Source organism: Pseudomonas bharatica CSV86 (assembly GCF_000319305.2).
Classification (GTDB): domain Bacteria; phylum Pseudomonadota; class Gammaproteobacteria; order Pseudomonadales; family Pseudomonadaceae; genus Aquipseudomonas; species Aquipseudomonas bharatica.
The window spans coordinates 515,001-530,471 of record NZ_AMWJ02000004.1 but is presented as its reverse complement, the minus strand read 5'-3'; the positions used below and the strand labels follow the sequence as shown (position 1 = coordinate 530,471).

Here is a 15,471-nt window from a genome sequence, read left to right as displayed (position 1 = left end):
TTCCAGATCGATATCGATACCGAGCGAAAACGGATCTCTTTGATCACACGTTGAAGGACTCGGGCATGCCCGGCTCCATACGGTGATCGCCGTCCACGATGTTCTTGTACATCTTGGTCCGGCCGTTCACGTCGTCCGACTTCACTGTGAGCATTTCCTGCAGGGTGTATGCCGCGCCGTATGCTTCCAGCGCCCACACCTCCATCTCCCCGAAACGCTGACCACCGAACTGCGCCTTACCACCAGCGGCTGCTGGGTAACCAGGCTGTAGGAACCAGTGAACGGGCGTGCATCTTGTCGTCCACCAAGTGGTTCAGCTTGAGCATGTACATGTAACCAACGGTCACAGGACGCTCGAACTTGTTGCCGGTACGACCGTCGAACAGCACCATTTGGCCGCTTTCCCGCATGTCAGCCAGTTTCAGCATGGCCTTGATTTCGCGTTCCTTGGCACCGTCGAAGACCGGGGTAGCCATAGGCACGCCCTTCTTCAGGTTGTGCGACAGGGTCAGGATCTCTTCGTCGGTGAACGACTCGAGATCTTCCTGGACGCCACCGATCTCGTTGTAGATCTCGGTCAGGAACTTGCGCAGTTCGCGGCCTTGCGCTGCTCTTCGAGCATGCGGTTGATCTTCTCGCCCAGGCCTTGGCTGCAAGGCCCAGGTGGGTTTCGAGGATTGACCGACGTTCATACGCGAAGGTACGCCCAACGGGTTCAGAACGACGTCGACCGGGGTACCGTTGGGCGTCGTGCGGCATGTCTTCCACTGGCCATGATCACCGAGACCACACCTTGTTACCGTGACGACGGGCCATCTTGTCGCCTGGCTGGATGCGACGGCGGATTGCCAGGTAGACCTTGACGAATCTTCAGCACGCCTGGAGCCAGGTCATCGCCCTGCTGCAGCTTGCGCTTCTTGTCTTCGAACTTGTCGTCCAGCAGACGACGGCGATCGACGATGTACTGCTGAGCCTTTCCAGCTGTTCGTTCAGCGCATCTTCCGCATGCGCAGCTTGAACCACTGGCCGTGCTCCAGCCCGTCCAGGACTTCGTCGGTGATCACGGTGCCTTTCTCAGGCCCGCGCCACCATCGACCACCTGGCCGTTCAGAGCCGAACGCAGACGCTCGAAGGTGGCACTTCGACGATGCGGAACTCTTCGTTGAGGTCCTTGCGGATCTCGTCCAGTTGCATCTTTCGATGGACAGCGCACGGCTGTCGCGCTCGACGCCATCACGGGTGAAGACCTGTACGTCGATGACAGTACCTTTGGTGCCGGTTTGGCACGCGCAGGGAGGTGTCCTTAACGTCGCTTGCCTTCTCGCCGAAAATCGCGCGCAGCATTTTTCTTCCGGAGTCAGTTGGGTTTCGCCTTTTGGCGTGACCTTGCCGACCAGGATGTCGCCGGCGCCGACTTCGGCACCCACGTAGACGATACGGCTTCGTCCAGCTTGTTCAGCGCAGCTTCACCCACGTTCGGGATGTCCGCGGTGATTTCCTCTGGGCCAAGCTTGGTATCACGAGCCACACAGGTCAGTTCCTGGATGTGGATCGTGGTGAAGCGGTCTTCCTGGACCACACGCTCGGACAGGCAGATGGAGTCTTCGAAGTTGAAGCCGTTCCATGCCATGAACGCGATGCGCATGTTCTGACCCAGAGCCAGTTCACCATGTCGGTGGACGGACCGTCGGCCATGATGTCGCCACGCTGGACCACATCACCCTTGTTCACAGCGGACGCTGGTTGATGCAGGTGTTCTGGTTCGAACGGGTGTACTTGGTCAGGTTGTAGATGTCGACACCGCTTCACCGGTTCGACTTCGTCGTCGGCAACGCGAACAACGATACGGCTGGCGTCGACCGAGTCGATCACACCACCGCGGCGAGCAACTACGCAGACACCGGAGTCACGGGCAACGTTGCGCTCCATGCCGGTACCTACCAGCGGCTTGTCGGCGCGCAGGGTCGGTACAGCCTGACGCTGCATGTTGGAACCCATGAGTGCACGGTTGGCGTCGTCGTGCTCGAGGAACGGAATCAGCGACGCTGCGACCGAAACTACCTGCTTCGGCGAAACGTCCATCAGAGTCACGTCTTCAGGTGCCTTGACGGTGAATTCGTTCAGGTGACGAACAGCTACCAGCTCGTCGATCAGTTGCTTCTTCTCGTTCATTGCGGCCGAGGCCTGTGCAATGACGTGATCAGCTTCTTCGATCGCCGACAGGAACACGATATCGTCGGTACACACACCCTCTTTCACCACGCGGTACGGGCTTTCCAGGAAGCCGTACTGGTTGGTGCGGGCATAGGCCGCCAGGGAGTTGATCAGACCGATGTTCGGACCTTCAGGGGTCTCGATCGGGCAGACACGACGTAGTGGGTCGGGTGTACGTCACGGACTTCGAAGCCGGCGCGCTCGCGGGTCAGACCACCTGGGCCGAGTGCGGAGACACGACGCTTGTGGGTGATTTCGGAGAGCGGGTTGTTCTGGTCCATGAACTGCGAGAGCTGGCTGGAACCGAAGAACTCCTTCACCGCCGCCGCTACCGGCTTGGCGTTGATCAGGTCCTGAGGCATCAGGCCTTCGCTTTCGGCCATCGACAGGCGTTCCTTGACCGCACGCTCTACACGCACCAGGCCAACGCGGAACTGGTTCTCGGCCATCTCACCGACACAGCGAACGCGACGGTTACCCAGGTGGTCGATGTCGTCGACGATGCCTTTGCCGTTACGGATGTCGACCAGGGTCTTCAGGACCTCGACGATATCTTCCTGCTCAGCACGCCCGAACCTTCGATCTCGGTACGACCGATACGACGGTTGAACTTCATGCGGCCCACTGCGGACAGATCGTAACGCTCGGCGCTGAAGAAGAGGTTGTTGACAGGGTCTCGGCGGCATCCTTGGTTGGCGGCTCGCCAGGACGCATCATGCGGTAGATCTCGACCAGCGCTTCCAGTTGGTTGCTGGTGGAGTCGATCTTCAGGGTATCCGAGATGAACGGACCGCAGTCGATGTCGTTGGTGTACAGGTTTCGATGCGGACAACCTGGGCCTTGGCGATCTTGATCAGCAGCTCGGTGGTCAGCTCGGTGTTGCATTCAGCCAGGATTTCGCCGGTGGCCGGGTGCACGATCGCTTTTGCGGTGGTGCGACCCAGGACGTATTCCATTGGAACGTCCAGTTGCTTGACGCCAGCTTTCTCGATCTGGTTGATGTGACGCGCAGTGATACGACGACCCTGCTCGACGATGACCTTGCCGGTCTCGTCCTGGATGTCCATCACGGCGACTTCACCACGCAGACGCTGCGGCACAAGTTCCAGGCTCAGCTTCTCGCCGGAAACGTGGAAGACGTGGGGTGTAGAAGGTGTTGAGTACTTCTTCGGTGCTGTAGCCCAGCGCACGCAGCAGTACCGAGGCCGGCAGCTTGCGGCGACGGTCGATACGGACGAATACGCAGTCCTTCGGATCGAACTCGAAGTCCAGCCAGGAACCGCGGTAAGGAATGATGCGCGCCGAGTACAGCAGCTTGCCAGAGCTGTGGGTCTTGCCACGGTCGTGGTCGAAGAACACACCCGGGGAGCGGTGCAACTGGGAAACGATCACACGCTCGGTACCGTTGATTACGAAGGTACCGTTCTCAGTCATCAGGGGGATTTCACCATGTAGACTTCTTGCTCTTTGATGTCCTTGATCGCTTTGTTCGACGATTCTTTGTCGAAAATGATCAGGCGCACTTTCACCCGCAGCGGAACGGCATAGGTCACGCCACGCAGCACGCACTCCTTGACATCGAACGCCGGATCGCCCAGACGATAGCCAACGTACTCCAGGGCAGCATTGCCGGAGTAGCTGATGATCGGGAAAACCGACTTGAAGGCCGCATGCAGGCCGACGTCGCGGAACTGATCCTTGGTCGCTCCCGCTTGCAGGAATTCACGATAAGAATCCAGCTGGATGGCCAGGAGGTAAGGCACATCCATGACGTCCGGCAACTTGCTAAAGTCCTTGCGGATACGTTTTTTCTCAGTGTATGAGTAAGCCATCAGCGTTCCCCAGCTTGGTCACCTGCTTGTTTGGCTCCTCCCGGCGGAGCAACCAGAAAATCTTGCAAACCCTTGGTTTGCGCCACCGTTCGTGGTGGATACCGCTCGTCATCAGCGTCAAACCGGGTTGACTACCAATAACGGAAAAAGGCCGGTGGCAATAGCCACCAGCCTCAGCCGTTTGCTTAACGCTCGGGCTGGAGTCGCAAGGTCGAAATTACTTGACTTCGACTTGTGCGCCTGCTTCTTCCAGCTTCTTCTTCGCGTCTTCAGCGGCTTCTTTCGAAACGCCTTCCAGCAGGGTTTGAGGAGCGCCGTCGACTTTCTCTTTGGCTTCCTTCAGGCCCAGGCCGTCAGTTCACGAACAGCCTTGATCACGTTGACTTTCTTGTCGCCAGCAGCGGCCAGAACAACGTTGAACTCGGTTTGCTCTTCAACGGCAGCAGCAGCGCCAGCAGCTGGCCAGCGGCAACAGCGGCAGCGGCGGTAACGCCGAAGGTTTCTTCCATCGCTTTGATCAGTTCAACAATTTCCAGAACGGTTTTCTGGCCGATCGCTTCGATGATTTGCTCGTTAGTCAGAGACATGACTATGAATTCCTGTATTGGGGGATAGCCTACGCGGCCATCAAATTAAACGTTTGATTTCGAAAGAGACGCCGGTGCCTTAGGCAGCAGCAGCTTCTTTCTGGTCGCGCAGAGCTGCCAGGGTACGAGCCAGCTTGCTGGTTGCACCTTGGATTACGCTCATCAGCTGTGCGATAGCCTCGTCGCGAGTTGGCAGGGTTGCCAGCACGTCGATCTGGTTAGCGGCAAGGAACTTGCCGTCGAACGCAGCTGCCTTGATCTCGAACTTGTCCTGACCCTTGGCGAACTCTTTGAACAGACGAGCAGCAGCGCCCGGGTGTTCGTTCGAGAAAGCAATCAGGGTCGGGCCTTTGAACGCGTCGTTCAGCACCGAGAATTCGGTACCTTCAACAGCGCGCTTGAGCAGGGTGTTACGTACGACACGTACGTAAACGCCAGCTTCGCGGGCCTCTTTACGGAGTCCGGTCATCGCGCCTACAGTCACACCACGGGCATCGGCCACGACAGCGGACAGAGCGACTTTGGCAGCCTCGTTGACTTCAGCGACGATGGCCTTCTTGTCTTCGAGTTTAATTGCCACGGGTTTACTCCTGGTTTTTACCGTTTCATCCAGCCGGAGCCGGATGTCGTTTTGGTGTCTGATTCGGTAACGAATCGGGAGCACCATCTGCGTAGGCTTGAGGTTTAAGGCTTGCGCCGCCTACGGTCTTGGATAGCCCCCGCCAGGCAGGGACCCCAATTTTTCAACGTCAGGCCGATTACTCGGCCCAGCGTTTTCTTAAGCGTTCAGCGAGCTCTGGTCGATGACCAGACCTGGGCCCATGGTGGTGCTCAGGGTAACGCGCTTGACATAGATACCTTTCGAGGAAGCTGGCTTGATACGCTTCAGGTCAGCGATCAGGGCTTCAACGTTTTCCTTCAGCTTGCCAGCTTCGAAGCCGACTTTGCCAACGGAGGTGTGGATGATACCGTTTTTGTCGGTGCGATAACGAACCTGACCAGCCTTGGCGTTCTTGACTGCGGTGGCGACGTCTGGAGTTACGGTACCGACTTTCGGGTTAGGCATCAGGCCGCGAGGACCCAGAACCTGACCCAGTTGACCTACAACGCGCATGGCATCCGGGGAAGCGATGACGACGTCATAGTTCAGGTCGCCGCCTTTCATTTCGGCAGCCAGATCGTCCATACCTACGCGGTCAGCGCCGGCAGCCAGAGCGGCTTCAGCAGCTGGACCCTGGGTGAAGACGGCAACACGTACAGTCTTGCCAGTGCCGTGTGGCAGCACGGTAGCGCTACGAACGACCTGGTCGGATTTACGTGGGTCAACGCCGAGGTTGACAGCAACGTCGAAGGACTCGGTGAACTTCACAGCGGACAGTTCAGCCAGCAGGGTTGCTGCTTCTTCGAAGTTGTAGACTTTGCCAGCTTCCACTTTGGAAGCGATGGCCTTTTGGCGCTTGGTCAGCTTAGCCATTACACACCCTCCACGTTGAGGCCCATGCTGCGAGCAGAACCGGCGATGGTACGCACGGCTGCATCCAGGTCAGCAGCGGTCAGATCGGCAGACTTGGTCTTGGCGATCTCTTCCAGCTGAGCACGGGTCACAGTACCGACTTTAACGGTGTTCGGACGTGCCGAACCGCTGGTCAGGCCGGCGGCCTTCTTCAGCAGAACCGAAGCAGGGGTGCTTTTGGTTTCGAAAGTGAAGCTGCGGTCACTGTAGACAGTGATGATCACAGGAGTCGGCAGACCTGGCTCTTGACCCTGGGTACGGGCGTTGAAGGCCTTGCAGAATTCCATGATGTTCACACCGTGTTGACCCAGTGCTGGACCAACGGGTGGGCTTGGGTTGGCCTGGCCGGCCTTAACTTGCAGCTTGATGTAAGCCTGAATCTTCTTAGCCATGAGCTACTCCAATATCGGGTACGAACGCCAGAAGGCTCCCCGGTTTGCTTGCGTTTTATCCCGGTGACGAAAAAACCCCGCAGCGCAAGGCTGCGGGGTGTGGGATGCTTCGCTCAACTAGACCTTTTCGACCTGGCTGAACTCGAGCTCTACCGGAGTAGAGCGACCGAAAATGAGTACCGCAACTTGCAGGCGACTCTTTTCGTAGTTGACCTCTTCGACAGAACCGTTGAAATCAGCAAACGGACCATCGATAACCCGAACAACCTCACCCGGCTCAAACAGGGTTTTTGGCTTCGGCTTGTCGCTACCATCAGCGACCCGACGCAGGATGGCCTCGCCTCTTTGTCGGTAATAGGTGCAGGCTTATCGGCAGTACCGCCAATGAAACCCATCACACGAGGAGTGTCCTTGACCAAGTGCCAGGTACCCTCGTTCATTTCCATCTGGACCAGCACATAGCCAGGGAAGAACTTACGCTCGCTCTTGCGCTTCTGGCCATTACGCATTTCCACCACTTCTTCAGTGGGGACCAGAATCTCGCCGAAGCCGTCTTCCATGCCTGCCAGCTTCACGCGCTCGATCAGCGAGCGCATTACATGCTTCTCGTAACCCGAGTAAGCATGCACAACATACCAACGCTTAGCCACAGGACACCCTTAGCCAACAATCAAGGAAATCAACCAGCCGAGCAGGGAATCGAGACCCCACAGCAGCAACGCCATGACCAGCACCACGACCACCACGATGAGAGTGGTCTGGGTAGTCTCCTGACGGGTTGGCCATACGACCTTACGAATCTCGGTGCGAGCTTCCTTAGCCAACGCAAAGAACGACTTGCCCTTGACAGTCTGCAGCGCAATGAAAGCAGCAGCAGCAGCGAGAGCGAGCAAGGCGATTACGCGATACAGGATTGGCGAAGCAGAGTAATACTGATTGCCTACAACCCCGACAACGACCAAGGCAACAACAGCAAGCCACTTGAGCAGATCAAAGCGAGAGTCTTGGGCTTCAGACTTGGAAGTCATACAGTGGGATCCTGTGAAAAGAAAGCCAGATACACGAGAGAATCTGGCAGGTCAGGAGGGAATCGAACCCCCAACCTACGGTTTTGGAGACCGTCGCTCTGCCAATTGAGCTACTGACCTAAAAGCTTAATCAGGCCGGCCACTATACCGGCCTGATAGAGATAAATCAACTACTTATTCGATAACCTTCGCTACGACGCCGGCGCCGACGGTACGACCGCCTTCACGGATAGCGAAGCGCAGACCGTCTTCCATAGCGATGGTCTTGATCAGGGTAACAGTCATCTGAATGTTATCGCCTGGCATTACCATTTCTACGCCTTCCGGCAGTTCGCAGTTACCGGTCACGTCAGTGGTACGGAAGTAGAACTGTGGACGGTAGCCTTTGAAGAACGGAGTGTGACGACCGCCTTCTTCCTTGCTCAGAACATAGACTTCTGCGGTGAACTTGGTGTGCGGCTTGACCGAACCTGGCTTGACCAGAACCTGGCCACGCTCAACGTCGTCACGCTTGGTACCACGCAGCAGAACACCGCAGTTCTCGCCAGCACGACCTTCGTCCAGCAGCTTGCGGAACATCTCGACACCGGTGCAGGTGGTGCTGGTGGTGTCACGCAGACCAACGATTTCCAGTGGATCCTGAACACGGACGATACCGCGCTCGATACGACCGGTAACAACGGTACCACGACCCGAAATCGAGAATACGTCTTCGATCGGCATCAGGAACGGCTGGTCAACGGCACGAACTGGCTCAGGAATGTAGGCATCCAGAGTCTCTACCAGCTTCTTGACAGCGGTAGTACCCATTTCGTTGTCGTCTTTGCCTTCCAGCGCCATACGAGCCGAGCCGATGATGATCGGGGTGTCGTCGCCTGGGAAGTCATAGGTGGACAGCAGGTCGCGAACTTCCATCTCGACCAGCTCCAGCAGCTCAGCGTCGTCTACCAGGTCAGCCTTGTTCAGGAAGACCACGATGTAAGGAACGCCCACCTGACGGGACAGCAGGATGTGCTCACGGGTTTGCGGCATCGGACCATCGGCGGCCGAGCAAACCAGGATCGCGCCGTCCATCTGGGCAGCACCGGTGATCATGTTCTTCACGTAGTCAGCGTGACCTGGGCAGTCAACGTGAGCGTAGTGACGAACGTTCGAGTCGTACTCTACGTGAGCAGTGTTAATAGTGATACCACGAGCCTTCTCTTCTGGAGCGGAGTCGATCTTGTCGAACTCAACAACAGCAGAACCGAAAACTTCGGAACAGACGCGGGTCAGCGCTGCGGTCAACGTAGTTTTGCCATGGTCCACATGACCGATGGTGCCGACGTTAACGTGCGGCTTGTTACGTTCAAACTTTTCCTTAGCCATCGATACCATCCTCCAACAGAAGAATTTAGCTGCGATACCAACCATTAAAACAAAGGCAGATATTTTCATATCTGCCTTGTTAGATGGAGCTCTTGAGCGGACTTGAACCGCTGACCTCACCCTTACCAAGGGTGTGCTCTACCAACTGAGCTACAAGAGCGAAACACATTTTGCAACAGCAGCAAACTTGGAGCGGGTAGCGGGAATCGAACCCGCATCATCAGCTTGGAAGGCTGAGGTTCTACCACTAAACTATACCCGCGGAGCTTGCTGCTCTCGCTAAACTGGTGGAGGGGAAGGATTCGAACCTTCGAAGTCGTAGACGTCAGATTTACAGTCTGATCCCTTTGGCCGCTCGGGAACCCCTCCTGAGCTGTGGTCGGCATTTTGTATCTTTGCCGTCCGACTGTCAAGCTTTTTCTCTTTAAAATCTTGAGGTTAGCTAATTTGACAGTCACTTCCCAGGTTCACCACCTAGTGGTTATCCCTGTGAAGCGGGCGCCATTCTATGCAAACTATTCGACCGTTGCAATACCCTCGCACTGCATTATTTTACTCTTTAAGTCATTGAAATCACGAGAAAGACTGCCGACCAAGGTTTCATCCAGCAAATGCCGGCTTTCAGGGCGGATCTGCAACCACCAGCCCGAGCTGTCCATCAGTTTTCCTACCACCTTCCTGGAGGCGACATCCAAAGCAACCAGACGCTGACGCAACGACTCGAGCAACTCCGGGGTAGCAAGCCCGCCGAGATAGAGACACCCTTTCTCCGGACTGGCTTGCTGCGCCTCACTCAACAACTGGATATCCTGCTGGCTTCCCTTGTACAACGACAGCGAAACGACTTCCTTCGCCTTGAGCGGCGCCTCCTGCTGATGCCAGACGTAATAGAAGACATTCAACACCAGCAAAAGAAGAAACAACCAACGCATATGCACCTCAGTCCAACGGACAAGCGATGGCGAGCCCGACGAACACCAGATCGGGAACAGAACGAGCCGACGGCACCACACGACGCACCAGAGCGGCATCGCCCCCGGTGATGAACAAGGTGAAATCTTCACCCCACAGCGCCTTGGCCTGCTCGACTTGAGTGAGAACGAAACCTTGCAGCATTAGCGTGCACCCTCGCTCCACCGCTTCCACTGTCGCGCGACCAGGCGCCAGGCTGGAAAGAGCCTGTTCGGCAGACACGTCATCGTAGCGGATTCTCCGCGTATGGGTTCGTAGCTGGTTGCGCATGAGTGGCATCCCTGGACAGATGAAACCGCCCAGGTGCTCTCCATCAGCACTTACAAAATCAGAAGTCACTGCGGTACCCAGGTCAATGACCACGCAGGCCGAGCTCACTAGATGGTAACCACCCAAAAGAGCAAGCCAACGATCCAGCCCCAGGCGCTCGAAGTTTTCATAACCATTGCGCACGCCAGCCAGCTCCTGCGCCGGCCCGGCTTTTTTCACTTCAAGAGAAAACGCAGCCCTTAATGCTGTAACCAGGGCATTGGTTTCATCCTCGGTACGTACGCTGACCAACCGACACCACTTGGGAGACAACCCCTCCTTTTCAACAGCAAGAAGCAAGGCCTTGTCCGAGTCGACCACGCCACCAGCCATGACCACTTTGTCAATCCGCCGGATAATTCGCCATTTGATAAAACTGTTTCCGCAATCGAGCTCAAGAATCATCACGCAACCTCAAGCTGAGCTCACCACCACTGAAGCTCTTTTCAATACCATCAACATCCAGCCGCAAGGCGCCCTGATGATCAACCCCCAAAACGACGCCATCGACACTATTGCTTCCCGCGATCAGGGAAACGGGCCGTCCCTGCCAGAGGTGTGCGCTCTCCCATTCCGACTGCAGGCCGAGAAGCCTTCCTGGTGATGGCGCTCCAGGTATATGCGCAGGTTGTCGCCAAGCAACGCCGCGAGACGGTTACGATCAACCATATGACCCGTTTCCAGATGCAACGAGGTCCATGCCTGGTCGATATCGGCGCTCTGCATATTCACATTGATACCGATACCAAGAACGACATGACAGACATCCGCAGGGTCCCCGACAAGCTCCAGGAGAATGCCGGCTACCTTGCGGTTATCCACAAGAACGTCGTTAGGCCACTTGAGACCCGCCGAAGCAACGCCAAGGGCGAGCAGCGTCTGCCTCACAGCGAGCCCCACGACAAGACTCAGCCCTTCGAGCTGGCGCATGCCACCCTCTACTCGCAGCACAAGACTGTAGTAGAGATTCTGAGCAAACGGGCTCGACCATGCACGACCACGGCGACCACGACCGGCGCTTTGCCTTTCGGCCAGCACGAGGAACGGCGCTGCCTGCCCAGCCGCAACCAAGCGCAAGGCCTCGGCATTGGTAGAATCAATGTCATCAAGCACAACAGCAGGCCAAGGCTCTCTCACAGCCAGGGATGCGATCTTTTCAGCATCGAGCAGCAATAAAGGTTCGGCTAACCGATACCCCGGCCGCGGACCTTGTACACAGTCAGATTCAACTCCGACTCGAGAAGCTGCAATTGCTTCCAGACCGCACTGCGACTTACGCCCAGTACGGCCCCCAGGGCCTCGCCAGAATGAAATCGACCATCCTTGAGGAGTGTTAACAACTTCAGCATGCCAATCTCGATACACAATGAGGCAGGCATGATAGCCACGCCCGGAGAGATTGCATAGAAAGCAGAGGCCCCTTCGAGGGGATTTGACGAAGGGATCGATCATCCGGCTTCGGATTGCCGGAAAGACAAAACCCCTACCTGCATATGCAGATAGGGGTTTCGGAATTGAATCTTGACGATGACCTACTCTCACATGGAGAAGCTCCACACTACCATCGGCGATGCATCGTTTCACTACTGAGTTCGGGATGGGATCAGGTGGTTCCAATGCTCTATGGTCGTCAAGAAATTCTGTGTGCCAACTCGTCTTTCGACGCTTCGGCAAATCGGGTATGTGACATTTGTGGTTTGCACGAACTTTCGGTTCATTGCGTCTTCACCACCACAATCCGGCTTCTCAGCGCAGATTGCTTGGGTGTTATATGGTCAAGCCTCACGGGCAATTAGTATTGGTTAGCTCAACGCCTCACAGCGCTTACACACCCAACCTATCAACGTCGTAGTCTTCGACGGCCCTTCAGGGAGCTCAAGGCTCCAGTGAGATCTCATCTTGAGGCAAGTTTCCCGCTTAGATGCTTTCAGCGGTTATCTCTTCCGAACATAGCTACCCGGCAATGCCACTGGCGTGACAACCGGAACACCAGAGGTTCGTCCACTCCGGTCCTCTCGTACTAGGAGCAGCCCCTCTCAAATCTCAAACGTCCACGGCAGATAGGGACCGAACTGTCTCACGACGTTCTAAACCCAGCTCGCGTACCACTTTAAATGGCGAACAGCCATACCCTTGGGACCGGCTTCAGCCCCAGGATGTGATGAGCCGACATCGAGGTGCCAAACACCGCCGTCGATATGAACTCTTGGGCGGTATCAGCCTGTTATCCCCGGAGTACCTTTTATCCGTTGAGCGATGGCCCTTCCATACAGAACCACCGGATCACTAAGACCTACTTTCGTACCTGCTCGACGTGTCTGTCTCGCAGTCAAGCGCGCTTTTGCCTTTATACTCTGCGACCGATTTCCGACCGGTCTGAGCGCACCTTCGTACTCCTCCGTTACTCTTTAGGAGGAGACCGCCCCAGTCAAACTACCCACCATACACTGTCCTCGATCCGGATGACGGACCTGAGTTAGAACCTCAAAGTTGCCAGGGTGGTATTTCAAGGATGGCTCCACGCGAACTGGCGTCCACGCTTCAAAGCCTCCCACCTATCCTACACAAGCAAATTCAAAGTCCAGTGCAAAGCTATAGTAAAGGTTCACGGGGTCTTTCCGTCTAGCCGCGGATACACTGCATCTTCACAGCGATTTCAATTTCACTGAGTCTCGGGTGGAGACAGCGCCGCCATCGTTACGCCATTCGTGCAGGTCGGAACTTACCCGACAAGGAATTTCGCTACCTTAGGACCGTTATAGTTACGGCCGCCGTTTACCGGGGCTTCGATCAAGAGCTTCGCGTTAGCTAACCCCATCAATTAACCTTCCGGCACCGGGCAGGCGTCACACCCTATACGTCCACTTTCGTGTTTGCAGAGTGCTGTGTTTTTAATAAACAGTCGCAGCGGCCTGGTATCTTCGACCGACATGGGCTTACGGAGCAAGTCCTTCACCCTCGCCGGCGCACCTTCTCCCGAAGTTACGGTGCCATTTTGCCTAGTTCCTTCACCCGAGTTCTCTCAAGCGCCTTGGTATTCTCTACCCAACCACCTGTGTCGGTTTGGGGTACGGTTCCCGGTTATCTGAAGCTTAGAAGCTTTTCTTGGAAGCATGGCATCAACCACTTCGTCGCCTGAAGGCAACTCGTCATCAGCTCTCGGCCTTGAAATCCCGGATTTACCTAAGATTCCAGCCTACCACCTTAAACTTGGACAACCAACGCCAAGCTGGCCTAGCCTTCTCCGTCCCTCCATCGCAATAACCGGAAGTACAGGAATATTAACCTGTTTTCCATCGACTACGCTTTTCAGCCTCGCCTTAGGGACCGACTAACCCTGCGTCGATTAACGTTGCGCAGGAAACCTTGGTCTTTCGGCGTGGGAGTTTTTCACTCCCATTGTCGTTACTCATGTCAGCATTCGCACTTCTGATACCTCCAGCAAGCTTCTCAACTCACCTTCACAGGCTTACAGAACGCTCCTCTACCGCATCACCTGAGTGATACCCGTAGCTTCGGTGCATGGTTTGAGCCCCGTTACATCTTCCGCGCAGGCCGACTCGACTAGTGAGCTATTACGCTTTCTTTAAAGGGTGGCTGCTTCTAAGCCAACCTCCTAGCTGTCTAAGCCTTCCCACATCGTTTCCCACTTAACCATGACTTTGGGACCTTAGCTGACGGTCTGGGTTGTTTCCCTTTTCACGACGGACGTTAGCACCCGCCGTGTGTCTCCCATGCTCGGCACTTCCAGGTATTCGGAGTTTGCATCGGTTTGGTAAGTCGGGATGACCCCCTAGCCGAAACAGTGCTCTACCCCCTGGAGTGATACATGAGGCGCTACCTAAATAGCTTTCGAGGAGAACCAGCTATCTCCGAGCTTGATTAGCCTTTCACTCCGATCCACAGGTCATCCGCTAACTTTTCAACGGTAGTCGGTTCGGTCCTCCAGTCAGTGTTACCTAACCTTCAACCTGCCCATGGATAGATCGCCCGGTTTCGGGTCTATACCCAGCGACTAAACGCCCTATTAAGACTCGCTTTCGCTACGCCTCCCCTATTCGGTTAAGCTCGCCACTGAATATAAGTCGCTGACCCATTATACAAAAGGTACGCAGTCACCTAACAAAGTAGGCTCCCACTGCTTGTACGCATACGGTTTCAGGTTCTATTTCACTCCCCTCTCCGGGGTTCTTTTCGCCTTTCCCTCACGGTACTGGTTCACTATCGGTCAGTCAGTAGTATTTAGCCTTGGAGGATGGTCCCCCATATTCAGACAAAGTTTCTCGTGCTCCGTCCTACTCGATTTCATTGACAAGAGATTTTCGTGTACGGGGCTATCACCCACTATGGCGGCACTTTCCAGAGCCTTCCACTAATCTCAAGTCAACTTAAGGGCTAGTCCCCGTTCGCTCGCCACTACTAAGGGAATCTCGGTTGATTTCTTTTCCTCAGGGTACTTAGATGTTTCAGTTCCCCTGGTTCGCCTCATGTACCTATGTATTCAGTACAAGATACTCAGCTTGTGCTGAGTGGGTTCCCCCATTCAGAGATCTCTGGATCACAGTCTGTTTGCCGACTCCCCAAAGCTTATCGCAGGCTACCACGTCTTTCATCGCCTCTGACTGCCAAGGCATCCACCGTATGCGCTTCTTCACTTGACCATATAACCCCAAGCAATCTGGTTATACTGTGAAGACGACATTCGCCGAAAATTCATGACAAAAACTCACAAATTTTACCTTAGCCTGAATCAACACCAGTGAAAGTGTCGTTCAGTCTATTTCTATCACATACCCAAATTTTTAAAGAACGGACCAGTCAACAAAGACTAGAAATCAACATTCGAACCGAATGCTCATTTCTAAGCTTTAGCTACAGGAAGCAGATTATGGTGGAGCCAAGCGGGATCGAACCGCTGACCTCCTGCGTGCAAGGCAGGCGCTCTCCCAGCTGAGCTATGGCCCCAGACTGAGGCATGACACTGAATGGTGTAACTTAATTGGTGGGTCTGGGCAGATTCGAACTGCCGACCTCACCCTTATCAGGGGTGCGCTCTAACCAACTGAGCTACAGACCCAATAAGCTGCTTCTTCCGTCTTCTTCAATGAATCAAGCAATTCGTGTGGGAGCTCATGGTACGGCTGATGTCGTCGATTAAGGAGGTGATCCAGCCGCAGGTTCCCCTACGGCTACCTTGTTACGACTTCACCCCAGTCATGAATCACACCGTGGTAACCGTCCCCCGAAGGTTAGACT

The 15,471-nt window shown here is 55.5% G+C and carries 15 protein-coding genes, 6 tRNA genes, 3 rRNA genes and 5 pseudogenes (1 of these 29 cut by a window edge); all 29 read right to left on the bottom strand.

Going from position 1 to position 15,471, the window contains the following annotated elements:
• Window positions 1–43: 43 nt before the first annotated feature.
• Complete coding sequence (locus CSV86_RS32285; protein ID WP_240160630.1) at window positions 44–205, bottom strand: DNA-directed RNA polymerase subunit beta; 162 nt, start codon at window positions 203–205, stop codon at window positions 44–46.
• Between the two features lie 31 nt (window positions 206–236).
• A complete protein-coding gene (locus CSV86_RS32280) occupies window positions 237–692 on the bottom strand; it encodes a hypothetical protein (RefSeq protein ID WP_283811622.1) in 456 nt (151 codons plus the stop codon).
• An 85-nt stretch (window positions 693–777) separates the two neighbouring features.
• Window positions 778–834, bottom strand: a complete 57-nt coding sequence (locus tag CSV86_RS32830) for a hypothetical protein (RefSeq protein ID WP_311985895.1) — start codon at window positions 832–834, stop codon at window positions 778–780.
• A 155-nt stretch (window positions 835–989) separates the two neighbouring features.
• A pseudogene (locus CSV86_RS32275) lies at window positions 990–1,630 on the bottom strand (hypothetical protein).
• On the bottom strand, window positions 1,534–2,358 hold the full coding sequence (locus CSV86_RS32270; RefSeq protein ID WP_311985894.1) for an RNA polymerDNA-directed RNA polymerase subunit B: 825 nt from the start codon (window positions 2,356–2,358) through the stop codon (window positions 1,534–1,536). Before CSV86_RS32270 ends, CSV86_RS32275 begins: the two are co-directional and overlap by 97 nt.
• The gene (locus tag CSV86_RS33110; protein ID WP_311985893.1) at window positions 2,325–2,663 is read right to left on the bottom strand and encodes an RNA polymerDNA-directed RNA polymerase subunit B; all 339 of its coding nucleotides are present in this window, start codon (window positions 2,661–2,663) and stop codon (window positions 2,325–2,327) included. The genes CSV86_RS32270 and CSV86_RS33110 overlap by 34 nt, the downstream gene beginning before the upstream one ends.
• Window positions 2,664–2,723: 60 nt before the next feature.
• Window positions 2,724–2,900: pseudogene (locus tag CSV86_RS33105) on the bottom strand (hypothetical protein); the annotation flags it as partial.
• Between the two features lie 81 nt (window positions 2,901–2,981).
• Complete coding sequence (locus CSV86_RS32260; RefSeq protein WP_240160629.1) at window positions 2,982–3,314, bottom strand: hypothetical protein; 333 nt, start codon at window positions 3,312–3,314, stop codon at window positions 2,982–2,984.
• Window positions 3,292–3,648 (bottom strand): hypothetical protein, encoded by a 357-nt coding sequence (locus CSV86_RS32255; protein WP_240160628.1) that lies wholly within the window; start codon window positions 3,646–3,648, stop codon window positions 3,292–3,294. Before CSV86_RS32255 ends, CSV86_RS32260 begins: the two co-directional genes overlap by 23 nt.
• Window positions 3,648–4,046, bottom strand: a complete 399-nt coding sequence (locus CSV86_RS32250) for a hypothetical protein (protein ID WP_240160627.1) — start codon at window positions 4,044–4,046, stop codon at window positions 3,648–3,650. The genes CSV86_RS32255 and CSV86_RS32250 overlap by 1 nt, the downstream gene beginning before the upstream one ends.
• A 217-nt stretch (window positions 4,047–4,263) precedes the next feature.
• Window positions 4,264–4,633: pseudogene (gene rplL / locus CSV86_RS28940) on the bottom strand (50S ribosomal protein L7/L12).
• Window positions 4,634–4,712: 79 nt separating this feature from the next.
• Window positions 4,713–5,213 carry a 50S ribosomal protein L10 gene (gene rplJ, locus CSV86_RS28935; RefSeq protein ID WP_009397369.1) on the bottom strand — a complete coding sequence of 167 codons (501 nt, stop codon included), beginning with the start codon at window positions 5,211–5,213 and terminating at the stop codon, window positions 4,713–4,715.
• A 198-nt stretch (window positions 5,214–5,411) separates the two neighbouring features.
• Window positions 5,412–6,107, bottom strand: a complete 696-nt coding sequence (gene rplA, locus CSV86_RS28930; protein WP_009397371.1) for a 50S ribosomal protein L1 — start codon at window positions 6,105–6,107, stop codon at window positions 5,412–5,414.
• Entirely contained in the window at window positions 6,107–6,538 is a 432-nt protein-coding gene (gene rplK, locus CSV86_RS28925) for a 50S ribosomal protein L11 (protein WP_009397375.1), read from the bottom strand. Before rplK ends, rplA begins: the two co-directional genes overlap by 1 nt.
• A 117-nt stretch (window positions 6,539–6,655) precedes the next feature.
• Window positions 6,656–7,188 (bottom strand): annotated as a pseudogene (nusG, locus tag CSV86_RS28920) (transcription termination/antitermination protein NusG).
• A gap of 9 nt (window positions 7,189–7,197) precedes the next feature.
• Entirely contained in the window at window positions 7,198–7,566 is a 369-nt protein-coding gene (secE, locus tag CSV86_RS28915; protein ID WP_009397378.1) for a preprotein translocase subunit SecE, read from the bottom strand.
• 44 nt (window positions 7,567–7,610) lie between these two features.
• A tRNA-Trp gene (locus CSV86_RS28910) sits at window positions 7,611–7,686 on the bottom strand.
• 54 nt (window positions 7,687–7,740) lie between these two features.
• A complete protein-coding gene (gene tuf / locus CSV86_RS28905; RefSeq protein ID WP_170395214.1) occupies window positions 7,741–8,934 on the bottom strand; it encodes an elongation factor Tu in 1,194 nt (397 codons plus the stop codon).
• Window positions 8,935–9,018: 84 nt separating this feature from the next.
• Window positions 9,019–9,094: transfer RNA gene (locus tag CSV86_RS28900), tRNA-Thr, on the bottom strand.
• Between the two features lie 28 nt (window positions 9,095–9,122).
• Window positions 9,123–9,196: transfer RNA gene (locus CSV86_RS28895), tRNA-Gly, on the bottom strand.
• Between the two features lie 23 nt (window positions 9,197–9,219).
• Window positions 9,220–9,303, bottom strand: a tRNA-Tyr gene (locus CSV86_RS28890).
• 146 nt (window positions 9,304–9,449) lie between these two features.
• Window positions 9,450–9,866, bottom strand: a complete 417-nt coding sequence (locus tag CSV86_RS28885; protein WP_009403211.1) for a hypothetical protein — start codon at window positions 9,864–9,866, stop codon at window positions 9,450–9,452.
• 7 nt (window positions 9,867–9,873) lie between these two features.
• Complete coding sequence (locus tag CSV86_RS28880; RefSeq protein ID WP_009403212.1) at window positions 9,874–10,620, bottom strand: pantothenate kinase; 747 nt, start codon at window positions 10,618–10,620, stop codon at window positions 9,874–9,876.
• A pseudogene (birA, locus tag CSV86_RS28875) lies at window positions 10,610–11,564 on the bottom strand (bifunctional biotin--[acetyl-CoA-carboxylase] ligase/biotin operon repressor BirA). Before birA ends, CSV86_RS28880 begins: the two are co-directional and overlap by 11 nt.
• 170 nt (window positions 11,565–11,734) lie before the next feature.
• Window positions 11,735–11,850 (bottom strand): 5S ribosomal RNA (gene rrf / locus CSV86_RS28870).
• Between the two features lie 136 nt (window positions 11,851–11,986).
• Window positions 11,987–14,876 (bottom strand): 23S ribosomal RNA (locus CSV86_RS28865).
• 228 nt (window positions 14,877–15,104) lie between these two features.
• A tRNA-Ala gene (locus tag CSV86_RS28860) sits at window positions 15,105–15,180 on the bottom strand.
• A 35-nt stretch (window positions 15,181–15,215) separates the two neighbouring features.
• A tRNA-Ile gene (locus tag CSV86_RS28855) sits at window positions 15,216–15,292 on the bottom strand.
• A gap of 78 nt (window positions 15,293–15,370) precedes the next feature.
• Window positions 15,371–15,471 (bottom strand): 16S ribosomal RNA (locus tag CSV86_RS28850) (it continues 1,434 nt past the right edge of the window).
• Together the 16S, 23S and 5S rRNA genes with 2 tRNA genes alongside form the textbook arrangement of a ribosomal RNA operon.

Coding starts and splice junctions, on each gene's coding strand:
- rplK (WP_009397375.1), bottom strand. CDS start 6,538: ATGGCTAAGAAGATTCAGGCTTACATCAAGCTGCAAGTTAAGGCCGGC.
- CSV86_RS28885 (WP_009403211.1), bottom strand. CDS start 9,866: ATGCGTTGGTTGTTTCTTCTTTTGCTGGTGTTGAATGTCTTCTATTAC.
- CSV86_RS32280 (WP_283811622.1), bottom strand. CDS start 692: ATGAACGTCGGTCAATCCTCGAAACCCACCTGGGCCTTGCAGCCAAGG.
- rplA (WP_009397371.1), bottom strand. CDS start 6,107: ATGGCTAAGCTGACCAAGCGCCAAAAGGCCATCGCTTCCAAAGTGGAA.
- CSV86_RS32255 (WP_240160628.1), bottom strand. CDS start 3,648: ATGACTGAGAACGGTACCTTCGTAATCAACGGTACCGAGCGTGTGATC.
- CSV86_RS32285 (WP_240160630.1), bottom strand. CDS start 205: ATGGAGGTGTGGGCGCTGGAAGCATACGGCGCGGCATACACCCTGCAG.
- secE (WP_009397378.1), bottom strand. CDS start 7,566: ATGACTTCCAAGTCTGAAGCCCAAGACTCTCGCTTTGATCTGCTCAAG.
- tuf (WP_170395214.1), bottom strand. CDS start 8,934: ATGGCTAAGGAAAAGTTTGAACGTAACAAGCCGCACGTTAACGTCGGC.
- CSV86_RS32250 (WP_240160627.1), bottom strand. CDS start 4,046: ATGGCTTACTCATACACTGAGAAAAAACGTATCCGCAAGGACTTTAGC.
- CSV86_RS33110 (WP_311985893.1), bottom strand. CDS start 2,663: ATGGCCGAGAACCAGTTCCGCGTTGGCCTGGTGCGTGTAGAGCGTGCG.
- CSV86_RS28880 (WP_009403212.1), bottom strand. CDS start 10,620: ATGATTCTTGAGCTCGATTGCGGAAACAGTTTTATCAAATGGCGAATT.